Annotated in this window: 8 protein-coding genes and 1 pseudogene; all 9 read right to left on the reverse strand. The window is 69.1% G+C overall.

Annotation, left to right across the window (positions count from 1 at the left end; all coding sequences use genetic code 11):
• Positions 1-196: 196 nt before the first annotated feature.
• The 9 genes and pseudogenes from ISOVA_RS15575 to ISOVA_RS10710 all read right to left on the reverse strand — a co-directional run bounded on the left by ISOVA_RS15575 (position 197) and on the right by ISOVA_RS10710 (position 13,219).
• Positions 197-4,513: a GH32 C-terminal domain-containing protein gene (locus ISOVA_RS15575; RefSeq protein ID WP_013839239.1), complete on the reverse strand. Its 4,317-nt coding sequence runs from the start codon at positions 4,511-4,513 to the stop codon at positions 197-199.
• Between the two features lie 102 nt (positions 4,514-4,615).
• Positions 4,616-5,536 (reverse strand): carbohydrate kinase family protein, encoded by a 921-nt coding sequence (locus tag ISOVA_RS10675; protein WP_013839240.1) that lies wholly within the window; start codon positions 5,534-5,536, stop codon positions 4,616-4,618.
• 3 nt (positions 5,537-5,539) lie between these two features.
• Complete coding sequence (locus ISOVA_RS10680; protein WP_013839241.1) at positions 5,540-6,946, reverse strand: glycoside hydrolase family 32 protein; 1,407 nt, start codon at positions 6,944-6,946, stop codon at positions 5,540-5,542.
• 106 nt (positions 6,947-7,052) lie between these two features.
• Positions 7,053-8,669: an ABC transporter substrate-binding protein gene (locus ISOVA_RS10685; RefSeq protein ID WP_013839242.1), complete on the reverse strand. Its 1,617-nt coding sequence runs from the start codon at positions 8,667-8,669 to the stop codon at positions 7,053-7,055.
• Between the two features lie 46 nt (positions 8,670-8,715).
• Positions 8,716-9,702, reverse strand: a complete 987-nt coding sequence (locus ISOVA_RS10690) for a carbohydrate ABC transporter permease (protein WP_013839243.1) — start codon at positions 9,700-9,702, stop codon at positions 8,716-8,718.
• Positions 9,703-9,709: 7 nt separating this feature from the next.
• A complete protein-coding gene (locus ISOVA_RS10695; protein WP_013839244.1) occupies positions 9,710-10,663 on the reverse strand; it encodes an ABC transporter permease in 954 nt (317 codons plus the stop codon).
• Positions 10,660-11,700, reverse strand: a complete 1,041-nt coding sequence (locus ISOVA_RS10700) for a LacI family DNA-binding transcriptional regulator (RefSeq protein WP_013839245.1) — start codon at positions 11,698-11,700, stop codon at positions 10,660-10,662. Before ISOVA_RS10700 ends, ISOVA_RS10695 begins: the two co-directional genes overlap by 4 nt.
• Before the next feature lie 245 nt (positions 11,701-11,945).
• Positions 11,946-12,065, reverse strand: a pseudogene (locus ISOVA_RS17670) (transposase); the annotation flags it as partial.
• Positions 12,066-12,406: 341 nt separating this feature from the next.
• Complete coding sequence (locus tag ISOVA_RS10710) at positions 12,407-13,219, reverse strand: MBL fold metallo-hydrolase (RefSeq protein WP_013839246.1); 813 nt, start codon at positions 13,217-13,219, stop codon at positions 12,407-12,409.
• Positions 13,220-13,283: the final 64 nt, after the last annotated feature.

Consider the following 13,283-nt stretch of genomic DNA (forward strand, 5'->3'; position numbering starts at 1 on the left):
CCGGGCGGCAGCCCGGCGAACGTAACCCTCACCGCGGCACGCCTCGGCCACCGCGCGGAACCGCTCGGATCGGCAAGGATGGGCTCGGCCGAACGGTCCGCCAGCACCTGGCCGAGTCCGGTGTGACCATGCGATGAGCGTGGCGCGAGCTCCGCTCGAAGATCGCGCCACACCCGTCCCACCAGGCCTTGCGACTTCAACTCCGGACGGGGAGGTTGATGTCGTCGACGCTCAGGTGGCCCCATCCGCCGGTCGCCTCGTCCACGATCTCGATGTAGATCTCCTCACCGACATGGTCGCTCAGGTCGAGGAGACGGCGCTGGTACTGAGCGCGAAGCCCCTCTTGCTCGTTGCCGGTGACCTTGGCGAGCACCGCACCGTCGCGGGCGCGCACGACGGCGACGAACAGGCGATCAGGGTCGTAGCCGCCCGCGGTGAGAAGGTCCACCTGCCCGTCGCCCCCGAGTGTGACCGTCTCCGAGCGGATGCGGCCGGTCGCCGCGTCGCCGAGTGCCTCGTCGAAGCCCCAGAGGTGGCACCGGTCGGTGCTCCCCCAGGCGTTCGCCTGGCGGAAGGGACCGCCCCACCCCCAGTCGTTCGCGTCCGTGACGGTGGCGTCGCTGAATGCGTTGCCGGACACGACGGTCCACCCGGTCAGGTCACACGACTCGAAGTCACCGTTCGGCAGGCCGGGGTCGTGCGGATCGGTGTCCAACGGCGCGTCGAACACCGCCGACTCGACCGGCCCGAACGCCCCGTCGAGGTTCCAGACCTCCAGTGACTTGACGGTGACGTTGGCACCGCCCAGGACGCGGAGTCCGACGGCGTCGGCGAGCGTCGGGTAGATCCGCGTCGTCATCGACTTGCGTCCGTCGACGAAGGCCTCGATGACGGACCGGTCCACGTACACGTGCAGGCTTACCTTGCCGTTGGGCCCGACCCTGTACGCACCCTCGTGCGTGCCCTTTCTGGTGTCGGGGTCGAGACTCGAGAAGTTCCGGTCGAGAGCGAGGAGCTCGCGCGCACGGTCAATGGAGAGCACCGTGCGCTCGCGACCGTCGCCGCTGCGCCGGACCTCGAGCCCGAGAGTCTGCGCGGCTCCGGGTCGGTCGCTCGGCGTGACGTGGAGCTCCGCCTTGACCTCGAGCAGGTCGGTGAGGTTCTGGTGCTCGGCGTCGAGGATCCGGTTCGTCGTGGCCACGGAGGCGTTCTTGACGTTGACGACGCGCTCGGACCGCAGGGACTGCAGCTCGTCGACGGGCTTCACCCCGGCGTCGCCGTCCTCGGTCAGTGTGAGCTGCACCGGGAGGCCCATGGAGTGTGCCCATCCGGCGTCGTGGTGCTCCTTTTCGCTGCGCCCGTCCTGGGTGGTCGTGAAGAGCAGGGAGCGTCCGGCGGGATCGACCATTCCAGAGGGTCCGGTGAAGTGCTCGCCGTAGTCGAACAGCCGCGGCTCCTCGTGATCCGGGACGAAGGTGTGGTTCGTGGCGTCCCACTCGCCAACCCAGTAGTAGGTGTTCTTGGCGGTGTTCTCGTTGTACCCGTCGAACCAGGGGTTGACGACGAAGATGTGCTTCTGGACGCCGTCCCGCGTTCCCAGCGGCAGCAGGACCGGCAGCTCCCAGACTGCTCCGGTCTTGGGGTACTTCAGCGCGTCGCCGACGAACAGCGGGTTGTGGTACTCCCAGTTCACGAGGTCCCGCGAGCTGTAGACGAGCGCGGTGCCGCCGACCTTCGTGTCGCCGTCGACGATCCCGGACCCGACGAGCTGGTACCAGATGGGCTTGCCGTCGTCGGCGGTCTCCTTCCAGACGAAGGGGTCGCGGAACTGCCCCAGCCACGGTGTTCCGACCGGTGAGGTCAGGTCGGGCGACTGGACGGTGACCGGTTCTGGCTCCAGGCGCCACTCGGTCAGGAGCGAATCCTCGGCTCCCTTGACGGGCCATGCCAGACCGGTGGCCTGGTTGGGGAAGGTCGCGTCGTTGCCGGCGGTGTAGAACAGGACCGGCGTGCCGTCCGCGTCGTAGGTGGCGCTGCCGGACCAGACGCCGTCTGGGGTGACGGGTTCGGTCGGCGCGATCGCCACCGGGAGGTCCTTCCAGTGGACGAGGTCGTCGCTGACCGCGTGGCCCCAGTGGATCTGGTGCCAGTACGGTCCCTGCGGGTTGTGCTGGTAGAAGATGTGGTACTTGCCGTCGAACCAGATCGGCGCGTGTGGCTCGTTCATCCAGTGCTCCGGCGGCATGAAGTGGTACTGCGGCCGGTAGCGGTCGCCGTCGAAGCGGGAACGGTCAGGCTGGAGGTCCTCGGTGCCCGGCACCGGGCCGGCGTCGCGCACCGTGGCGGCGACCTGCTCGGCGGTCAGCAACTCGTCGGTCACCGTGAGCTCGTCGATCCCGCCGTTCCATGAGTTGGCGCGGAAAGTGCCGTTGATCACCGCCGCCTGGTTGTGCCGCCCGACCAGCAGCGGCTGGGACGTCTCGGCGAGGATCCTGGTCCCCGCGCGAATCTCCTTTCGCGCCACCTGGGCCCCGTTAAGGTACAGGGTCATCGACCCGGTGCCGGCGTCGTAGGTGGCCGCGACGTGACTCCACTCCCCCGTCGGCAGCCGGGCCGACTCGGGGGCGCGCAGGGTGTGCCAGCTGATTCCGTCGCCGAGCTCGAGTCCCCACGACCCGTGCCGGTACATGCCGAGCAGGTACCCGGTCTTGCCCCGCTCGTGGTGCTGGTTGACGATGGCCGACGCCTGTCCGAGGTCTCCCCACTCGTAGGACCGGGGAGCGACCCACGCCGAGATGCTCAGCGTGCTGCTCGGCGTGAGGCTCTGCGCAGGGTCACGCTCGATGTAGGTCGAGTAGCCGTCGAACAACAGCGAACCGTCGACGACGCCGTCGCTCCAGAGCGGGTCGCTGTCGGCCTTGTACGCGGCGTCGTTGAAGACATACTCCACGACGTCCGTCGTCCCGGAGCCGGTGTCGCGGGCTTCGTGACCGGCCGTCTCGTCGAACGCCCAGTGCATGGGATCGTTGACGAGCGTGGTCACCGCGTCGACGTTCAAGTGCCCTACGGTCGAGTCGTCGACGAGCTGGAGGTAGACGGTCTTGCCCCGGTGGTCCGCCAGGTCGAGAACGTTCTTCTGGTACTTCTCGCTCGTCGTGGCGACGCCCGTCGTCGCGAGCTCGGTTCCGTCGGCTGCGGACCGCACGACCACGTAGACGCCGGGATCCTTGGTGCCGCCGAGCAGCAGACGGAGGTGTCCCGTCCCGCCGACGAGGAAGCGCGGGGAGGTCAGGGTTCCGGTCGCGCCGTCGTCGCCGAGCGCGCCGCCCCACAGGTGGTGCTCACCGTCGGCGCCGAAGGGGTCGCCCTCAGGAGTGAGGGCGGCCGAGCTGACGTGCGCGCCGGTGAACGCGTCCCCGGCCGCCTCCCAGCCGTCGAGGGTCCCCGACTCGAAGCCTGGGTTGTCGAACTCGTGGCCTAGCACGTCGACCGTCGTGTCGAACGCGTCGACGTTGATGCGACCCCAATCCCCGGTCGCCGTGTCGACGACCTGGAGGTAGAGCTCCTCGCCGAGGTACTGGCTCGCGTCCCAACGAACCCGGGAGTACGCCTCCGTGTCCGCGAAGGCGGTGTTCGTGGCACGCATCAGCTCGCTGTCGTCCTCTGCCCGGTGGAGCGCGACGTACAGGTTCTCGACGTCGTTGCCGCCGCCGAGGAGGAACTCGATCGCCCCCGACCCACCGAGCGTGAAGGTCGAGGAGCGCAGCGTCCCGGTCGGCGCATCGCCGCCGCCCCGGGCGCCCCAGAGGTGGAACGTGCCGTCGTGGCCGAACGGGCCTCCCCACCCCCAGTCTGTGGCGTCGGTGACCTGTGCATCGGTGAAGGCATCGCCGGTCCCGGTCCAGCCCGTCAGGTCACCGGTCTCGAAGCCGGGGTTGGCGATCTCGGTGATCGACCGTTCCGCGTAGGTCCGCACGTCGTCGAGGTTGAGGTGACCCCAGCCGCCCGAGGCGTTGTCGACGACCTCGAGGTAGAGCTCCTCGCCGACGTACGCCGACGCGTCCCACACGACTCGGGAAAGCCTCTCGGAGTCCGCGAACGCGCTGTTGGTGGCGCGCATCAGCTCGGCGTCGTCCGACGCGCGGTGCAGCGCGACGTCGAGGTTCTCCAGGTCGTTGCCGCCGCCCAGCAGGAAGCTGATCTCGCCGATGCCGGCGAGCGTGAACACCGACGAGCGCAGCCGGCCGACCGGGCCGTCCCCGACCTTGGCCCCCCAGAGGTGGTAGGTCCCGTCCGGGTTGAAGCAGCATCCCCAGTCCCAGGACTCGGCGTCGGAGATCACCTCGGCGGTGAAGGCGTCTCCCTCGACGACCTCCCACCCGCTCAGGTCCCCGGTCTCGAAGCTAGGGTTGGCGACCGTGGTCGGTGCTGCGGCGACCGCCGTGTCCGCGACGACTACCGATGTCGTCGCCGCAAGCGCGACGGCCGCGACCGCCGCGGCTCCGGCGCGCACGATCGCGCGGCCCGGGTGAGTGTGGACATGCTCATGACATCTCCTTCGATGTGTGACATGCGGGTGGTGGGTCGGCGGCGCCGTCGAGGGGCACCGCCGAGGTCATGGGACGGCGCTCAGCTCCTGCGCCGTCGGCGGCTGGGCGCCGGGTCTGGAGACGGTGATCGCCGCCGCGCGTGCCGCCCGTTCGAGCAGGGGGCGGAGGTCGGAGGTCGTGGCGGCGGACAGTGCGTCACGGCGCCCTGGGCCGGCGAGACCGGCCATCCAAAGGCCGTCGAGAAGCGCGGCCATGCACGAGTCGCCGGCGCCGACGGTGTCGGCGACGGGCACGCGAACCGCCGGCACCTCGAACTCGCCGTGGCGCGTGACGGCCCAGGACCCGAGCGCTCCGCGGGTGACGACGACGAGCGACGGCCCGGCGTCGAGCCACTCGCGAGCGACCGCGAGCGGATCGCGCCCTGGCTGGAGCCACTCGAGGTCCTCGTCGCTGGCCTTGACGACGTCACTCAGGGCGAGCAGTCGCTCGGTCCGGTCCCGAACCGCGGCCATGTCGCCCAGCAGCGCGGGGCGAACGTTGGGATCGAAGCTCGCCGTCGCGCCGTCGGTCCGCTCGCGGAGCACGGTCTCGACCGCGTCGGCGCCCGGGGGCAGGTAGGCGGCGATGGAGCCGACGTGGACGTGGGCGGGCCGGACCGCGACGGACGGCTTGGGCAGCGTCCAGGCGATGTCGAAGTCGTACCGGGCCGCTCCGTGGTGGTCGAGCTCGGCGGTGGCCGACGGCGTCCTCGGCACGGACGCCGCGGTGACGCGGACGCCGGCCGACTCCAGGTGCGCGCGGACGGCGTCGCCGTCAGCGTCCGGGCCGAGCTCGGTCAGGAAGGCGACCGCGTTGCCGAGCCGGCCGAGACCGTAGGCGACGTTGGCCGGGCTGCCGCCGGGATGGGCCGCGACCTGGCCGGCGGCCGTGCGTACGCGGTCGACGACCGACTCGCCGACGACCAGGAATTCGACGTCGGTACCCATCGGTCAGGCGGCCCTGTCGATCGTGTGCACCTCGGTCAGCGCGGCGTCGGGGTACACCTGCTGCGTGAGGGTGACCAGACCCCCGTCGACGTAGACCTCCACGATGGTGGCGTCGACGACGATCCGCAGCCGGGTCTCGTCGCCGTCTCCGAGCAGCGGCGCCGTGTCCACGGAGGGGAAGGCGGGGTGGAAGTCGACGGTGCCGCTGGCGGTGCGGTCGCAGCTGAGGGTGCGGGCGTCCCCGTCGATGGTCAGGACGAGCCGGCTGGTGCCTGCGCCGTCCGCCGGCGCGAGGACTACCTCGGTGCGGGTCCCCGGCATGGAGGGGACGGTGAGGTCGAAGACGTCGACGTCGGCCTCGTCGGCCGGCAGCACGGGCTGTTGCACCACCCGGAGCCGGCCGTCGGAGCACCGGACGAGGTCGAGCTCGCGGACGAGGGACATCGCCGAGCGCCAGGGATGCGTGGGCGTCGCGTTGGCGTAGTCCCAGTTGCTGGCCCACCCGATCATGAGGCGCCGACCGTCGGGTGCGTCGTTGAACGAGACGGCCGCGTAGTAGTCGCGGCCGTAGTCCAGCCAGTCGTAGTCCGCCGGGTCGGTGGAGGTCGAGATCCGGTCCGGTGTGAAGGTGTGGCCGTCGAAGTCGCCGACGAAGTACTGGGAGCCGGATCCACCGGCGATGCCGCCCGGGTTGAGGCTCACCACGAGCACCCACTTGGTCTGATCGGTGCCGCGCACCGTCAGGGGGAACAGGTCGGGGCACTCCCAGACACCCGCCGTGGCGTGCGCAGGGCCGAACCGCGACTCGAGCGTCCAGTCGATGAGGTTCGGGGAGGAGTAGATGACCACCGTACGGCGGACCGCCTCGACGGCCACCATGATCCAGCGACCGTCGTCACCGCCATACCAGAACACCTTGGGGTCCCGGAACTCCGACGACCCGATGTCGAGGACGGGGTTGCCCGCGTACCGCGTCCAGGTCTCCCCGCCGTCGAGGCTGTAGGCCAGCGACTGGGCCTGGATCCCCGGGCGCTCGGACGCGGCGGTGTACGCGCTGGTGTAGACGGCGACCAGAGCGGTCTGCCCCGGCCCGGCGAAGCCCGCGGTGTTGCGCACGTCCGCGACCGCGCTACCCGAGAAGACGTGCTCCTCGGCGGTGTGCTCGATCGCGACCGGCTGCTCCTGCCACGTCACCAGGTCCGTCGACGTGGCGTGGCCCCACGACATGTTCCCCCAGGTGCTGCCGTGCGGGTTGTTCTGGAAGAACAGGTGGTAGACGCCGTCGTGGTGGAGCAGTCCGTTCGGGTCGTTGAGCCAGGTGTCCCGTGCGGTGAAGTGGGCGGTCGGGCGGAAGTGCGGGGTGGGGACGGACCGGGTGGCGGCGGCCGGGGCGTGCGAGGTCGTGGTCACGAGAGTCCTGACGGTTCGGGGCGACGGCGGCGGGAGGGCCGCGGCGGTCGACGGGCGGGTTGGGGGGCGGTGCGGGGCGGGCGGTAGCCCGCCCCGCACCGTCAGATCACTCGCCGCCCTGCTGGAAGCGGTCGTACGCCTGCTGGTAGACGCCGACGACGTCCTGGACACCCATGGACTCGAGCTGGGAGACGTAGCCCTCCCATTCCTGCTCGATGGTGCCGTTGGCGACCCAGGAGGCGAACTTCTCCTTGACGAGGGCGTTGATGTCCGTCTCGACGAACGACACCTGCTCGAGCTCCTCGTTTGAAAGCAGCACCGGCGGGTAGGCGTCGTTCGCCTTGTACGGGGCGTAGAACTCGGCGACGAGCTCCTGTCGCTCCTTGGCCCGCGGCTCGGGTGCGACGACCGTCTCGAAGTCCTTCTTCTGGATGATCTTCGGACCACCCGGGGCGACGAGCTGGCGACGCTCGCCCTCGGAGACACCCTCCTCGGCCGGGATCTGGACGAGCATCCCGTTGGCGTCCTCCTCCAGGGTCACCCCGATCGGACCCCAGTTCGCCTGGGCCGACATCACCGGGTCGTAGAGCCGGTCGGCCCACCGCATGGTTGCCGCCGGATACTCGTTGGCACGGGTGATCGCCATCGCACCGCGGCTGATCTCCTGGTAGTTCGAGACGCTGGCCAGCTTGCCGTCGACGCCCTCGAGGATGCCGAGCAGGGCGTAGTCGCCGACCCGGTCCTCACCGACCATCTCCTTCAGCTCCCACCAGAAGAACGAGCCGAGGACAGGCGTCTCGGACTTGCCCTTGGCGAGGTAGGCGACGTCGTCCTGCGAGAATGACTCGGGGTCGATGAGCCCGTCGGCGTACCACTCGCCCAGGGCGGCGACGCCGGCCTTGTACTCCTCGGTGTTCGCCGTGAACTCGACCTTCCCGTCACGGACGATGCGGTGGTCGTTGTTCTCCGGCTGACCGCCGAGCGCCGCGATCAGGTCGTGCGGGTTGGCGCAGAAGGAGTCCGTGCGGAAACTCAGCGGGATCTCGTCCGCCTGGCCGTTCCCGTTCGGGTCGCGGGTCTTGAACGCCTCGAGGGCGGCGCGGTACTCCTCGATCGTCGTCGGCATGGGGATCCCGAGCGCGTCGAGCCAGGCCGTGTTGATGTAGAGGAAGTTCGGGTACTGCAGGATCCCGAGCTCCTCGACCGACGGCAGGGTGTAGATGTGGCCGTCCGAGGCCGTGATCGCGGCCCGGATGTCCGGACGCTCTTCAAGGATCGCGGACAGCGTGGGCGCGTACTCCTCGATCAGGCCCTCCAACGGCAGCAAGGTGCCGTTGGTCCCGTTCTGGACCACCTCGGCGTCGGTGAGGCCGGTGTTGAACAGCACGTCGGGCAGGTCCTCGCTGGCCAGCATGAGGTTCTTCTTCTCCATGTAGACCTGCTCGGGGAGGTTCTCCCAGGTGATGGAGATGTTGGTGTCCTTCTCCCACTGCTGGACCAGCTCCATCTCGGAGTAGTCGGGTGCGAGCGGGGACTTCGTGCCTCCGAACGTCAGCGACAGGGTCTCGTCGACGATCGGCAGGCCCTCGGGGTTGAAGCCGAACTCCGCCGAGGCGTCCTCGACCTCGGCCTCGGCGTCGCCCCCCGACCCGGAGCAGCCGGTCAGGAACAGGGCGCCGGCTGCCGTGACGGCGACGGTGGTGAAGAAACTACGGTGTCTCATCTTCGGTCCTCTGGTTTGGGGTAGGGAGAACGGGTGGGCAGGGAATTCAGCTCTTGACCGCGCCGAGCAGCGCGCCCTTGGTGAAGTACTTCTGCATAAACGGCATGACGATGAGCAGCGGAATGCTGGAGATCACGATCATCCCGTACTTGATCAGCTCGCCGATGCGCTGGGCGGCGGCATAGGAGTCCATCGCCCCTGAGCCGCCGGCGGCGGTGACCTCGGATTGGATCAGGACGTTGCGCAGCACCAGCTGCAAGGGATACTTGCTCTCGTCGTCGAGGAAGATCAGCGCGTCGAAGAAGGCGTTCCAGTTGGCGACGAGATGGATCATGATCATGAGGAAGATCAGCGGTTTGGACAGCGGCAGGACGATCCCGAGGAAGAATCGGAAGTCGTTCGCGCCGTCGAGCTGGGCGGCGTCCCGCAGCTCGCCCGGGACGTTGTTCTCGAAGAATGCGCGGGCGATGATGAGGTTCCACACGCCGATCGCGCCGGGCAGGACCACCGCCCACATGGTGTCGAGCATTCCCAGGTCGCGGACGACCAGGTAGCGCGCGATCAAGCCGCCGTCGATGAACATCGTGATGATGAACACGAGCATGAAGAACGTGCGGCCGTACATGTCCTTGCGGGACAGCGCGTACGCCCCGCACAGGATGGCCACGACGCTCACGGCGGTCCCAACCAGCGTGTACAGCACGGAGTTGGCGAAGCCGCGCAGAATGTCGGGGTCGGACAGGATGCGCCCGTAGCCCTCGAGCGTAAAGCCCTGCGGCCACAGCCAGACGTTGCCGTTGAGGATCTCCACCGGCTCGCTCACCGACGCGATGACGATGAAGTACAGCGGGTACAGGATCGCCGCGATGGCGAACAGCAGGAGCCCGACGGCCACCACGTTGAACAGCGGGTCGGCCATGCGCTCCCGGAGCGGAGCGCGGTGCACCGTCCCCGAGTGCGGCCCCCCGCGGCGGGCGGCGCCGTGCGGCGCGGTGGAGGGCAGGGCGCCCTGGGACTGCGTGAGCTGGGTCATGGCGTCGTCACCACAGACTTGACTGGTTGGCCCGGCGAGCGACCCAGTTGAAGGTCAGGAGCAGGGCGAGGTTGATGAGGGAGTTGAAGACACCGATGGCGGCGGAGTAGCTGAACTGCGCCTGCTGGAGGCCGGCCTTGTACACGTAGGTCTGGATCACCTCGGAGGTCGGCAAGTTGAGGTCCGTCTGCATGAGCAGGACCTTCTCGAAGCCGAGGTTGAAGAGATTGCCGATGGCGAGGATGAACAGGATCGTGATCACCGGCATGATCCCGGGGATGTCGATGTGCCGTATGCGCTGCCACTTGTTGGCACCGTCCACGCGGGCTGCCTCGTGCAGCGACGGGTCGATCGCGGTGAGGGCAGCCAGGTAGACGATCATGGAGAAGCCGGCGTTCTGCCAGATGTCGGACCCGACGTACAGGGGCCTGAACCATTCCGGGGAGCCCATGAAGAACACCGGCGTGCCGCCGAACGCCTCGATCGCGTTGTTCACGATCCCGGCTCGTGGTGAGAACAGCAGGTGGATCATGCCGACCACGACGACGACCGAGATGAACGACGGCGAGTACAGGACCGTCTGGGTGAACTTCTTGAACCGGTCGCTCTGCAGTTGGTTCACGATCAGCGCGAGGACGATCGGCACCGGGAACGCCAGCAGGAGGCCGAGGGCGTTGAGGCTGAGCGTGTTGACCATGAGTCGCTCGAACTGGAACGACTCGACGAACCGCTCGAAGTGGTCCAGCCCGACCCAGGGGCTCCCGGCGAAGCCGTCGGCCGGGTTGTAGTTCCGGAAGGCGATCTGCGCCCCGTACATCGGCCAGTACTTGAAGAGGACGACGTAGAGCAACGCCGGCGCGAGTAGTACGTATAACTGCCAGGACCGCCCGGCACGCCGAAGATGCGACGTGCCGCGGCGCGGCACGGGCGCACGCTGATGCGCCATGGACTGAGTGGTCATACGGGCACCTTTGCACTCGCCACTGATCCACGGCGGACCAGTGAGCACTCGATGGGATGGAGTTGCGGGTGATCGCCGCCCTCTCCGAGGACGATCTCGACGGCCCGACGGGCCATCTGCTCGAAGGGGAGCGCCACGGTGGTGAGGCCCGGGTCGAGGAAGGGGGCCAGCGTCTCCTGGTTGTCGAAGCCGACGATCGAGCAGTCGTCGGGGACGCGGAGCCCCAGCGACTCGAGGGCCCGGTACGCACCCCAGGCGGTCCGGTCGTTGCCGCAGAAGATGGCAGACGGCCGGTCCGCGGTGGAGTCCATCAGCTCCCTCGTCAGCTCGAGCCCGTGCTCGACGATCCCGTTGCCGTAGCGGACGAGGCTCGGGTCGAACGCGATGCCGGCCTCGTCGAGCGCCCGGCGGTAGCCGGCGAGTCGCCCGATGCCGGCGGGAAGGTCGCTGTCGCGAGGCTGGATGTTGATCATCGCGATGCGGCGGTGGCCCGCGTCGATCAGGTGCCGCGTCGCGGTGTACCCGCCGAACTCCTCGTCGGGGAACACGCTCGGCACGATCCCGGCCGCGTCCTGCGCGTTGACCACGACGGTCGGCACATCCCGCAGCGACTCGGGGACGCGAACCCGACGGTGGTACATCGAGGCGTAGACGACGCCGCGGACCCGGTAGGACATCATCGTGTCGATGGCGGCCGCCTCGAGCTCCGGGCGGTCATACGTATCGATGCTCAGGATGACGTGGCCGGTCTCCCAGGCGCGCTCCTGCGCGCCCTTGAGCAGCTTGCCGGGGAACGGGGCGCTCGCAACCTCGTCCGAGACGAAGCCGATGAGGCTCGAGTCGCCGCTGCGCAGGCTGCGCGCGAAGGCGTTCGTCCGGTACCCGAGCTCCTCGACGGCCGTCAGCACCCGAACCTTGGTGCTCTCGGCCACCCGGCTCCCACCGACGTCGTTGAGGACGAGGGACACGGTCGCCTGGGACACGCCCGCACGCGCGGCGACATCCCACATCGTCGGCTTGTCCTTCTTACGGGCCACCGTGATCACCTCCCCAGCTCGGCCGGTCATTCGTATAACGTGGACCCTAGACACGGATCTACGGGTCCGTCAACCCCCAACTTCTGGCCGACGTGTCCAGCCCGACGGCGCGTCGCCACGCGCGCGGCCCTCGTCGCCACCGGCCGCCCGAGCGATGCCCTACCAGCCCGACCGGCCTACAGCCTCGTCCCCGGCGAAACCACGGGCGCGAACGCCGTGCTATGCCGACCCACAACGACTCCGGGCCAGTTGCGCAGACACGACTCGGAGATCCCGAAGTCCTTCGCGATCTGCTTGATGGAAGCCTCGCCACGGCGGGCCACGGCGACGACTTCGTCGCGGAATGAACTGACACGCCCCGGCACATCGGCCGGCGCGTCACTGGCTTAACCAGCGTCGGCGTCGCTTGGGAGCAGCCGCGACGCCTCTGCGCGCCGCGCATGGTCTCCAGCGGGTCCCTCACCGAGGAAGGCAACCGAGGCCACACGTGCAGGGCGGCACTTCGTCTCCCTCACGATCGAACAGTCGAACCCCATGCCCCCTGAAGCGGCCGACCCACGACGACCGTCTCGATGTGCTGAGTGGTCATGTCACACCTCCTTGGGCACGTCGACCGTACGAAGGCGGTGCAGGGGCGAGCATCGGGCACCTGACCTATCCGCGGGCGCGGCAGGATGGGCCGAACCACCCATGCCGAGCGCCGCGGTCAGCCGACGTCGGGCTCGAACGTCGCCAGGAGCGCCTCGAGCGCGTGCTGGTCCGGGCCGACGAACGGCGTCGTCCCAGGAGCCGAGCTCGCGACGTCGAAGGCCCGTGCGATCGACGCGGCGTCACGCAGGGGCGGTAGGTGGCTGCTGAGCACCGACGTCGGCGCGAGCCGCCGCATCGTGTCCACGGTCGCGCCGAACGCGACCGGGTCGGCGACCTGTGCCCACGGCGCGTCGACCGAGATCCAGAGCCGCTGCCGCTCGCGCAGCTCCTCCTCCGACACGCCGCGGACGTCGTCGCGCGCAGAGACCTCCGCGTCCTCCAGCGGAGCGCCGAAGCAGTCGGAGCTGAACAGGGCGCCGGTCGACTCGTCGACGAGACCCACGGTGGCCGGGCTGTCGTACAGCGGTGGTCGGATCCCCCGGAAGGTCCGGCCGGCGGCGGCGAGCTCCTGGCCCGGGTTGAGGAGGTGGACCCGGTGCATGGGCACCTCGTACTCGCACGAGAGGATGCCGACCCCGAGGAACGTCGTGACGAGGCGCGCGTGGGGCGCGGCGTCGAGGAGCTCCCAGAGCCCTCCGGTGTGGTCGCGGTCGGGATGCGTCAGCCACACCCAACCGACGTCCTGCGGGTCCACCACCGAGGCGAGCGCGTCGAGGAACCCGGTGCCTGGTGTCGACAGGCCGGAGTCGATCACGAGCGCGTCCTTGCGCCCGACCACGAACGCGTTCACGGGCAGGGTGCCGAGCCCGGGGACGTCGGCCTGGTCTGCGAGGACGGCGACGTCGTCGTCCAGTCGGTGCACGTGCATCTCGTCCTCCTCGACGACGTACCACCTTTCGGCGATACAATGACGTTCACCGAAAACTGTCCTC

Source organism: Isoptericola variabilis 225 (assembly GCF_000215105.1).
In the GTDB taxonomy this organism is placed as follows: domain Bacteria; phylum Actinomycetota; class Actinomycetes; order Actinomycetales; family Cellulomonadaceae; genus Isoptericola; species Isoptericola variabilis_A.

Bases quoted from the DNA above. Each gene is read 5' to 3' on its own strand.
- ISOVA_RS10675 (WP_013839240.1), bottom strand. From the start codon at position 5,536: ATGGGTACCGACGTCGAATTCCTGGTCGTCGGCGAGTCGGTCGTCGAC.
- ISOVA_RS10695 (WP_013839244.1), bottom strand. From the start codon at position 10,663: ATGACCACTCAGTCCATGGCGCATCAGCGTGCGCCCGTGCCGCGCCGC.
- ISOVA_RS10710 (WP_013839246.1), bottom strand. From the start codon at position 13,219: ATGCACGTGCACCGACTGGACGACGACGTCGCCGTCCTCGCAGACCAG.
- ISOVA_RS10690 (WP_013839243.1), bottom strand. From the start codon at position 9,702: ATGACCCAGCTCACGCAGTCCCAGGGCGCCCTGCCCTCCACCGCGCCG.
- ISOVA_RS10685 (WP_013839242.1), bottom strand. From the start codon at position 8,669: ATGAGACACCGTAGTTTCTTCACCACCGTCGCCGTCACGGCAGCCGGC.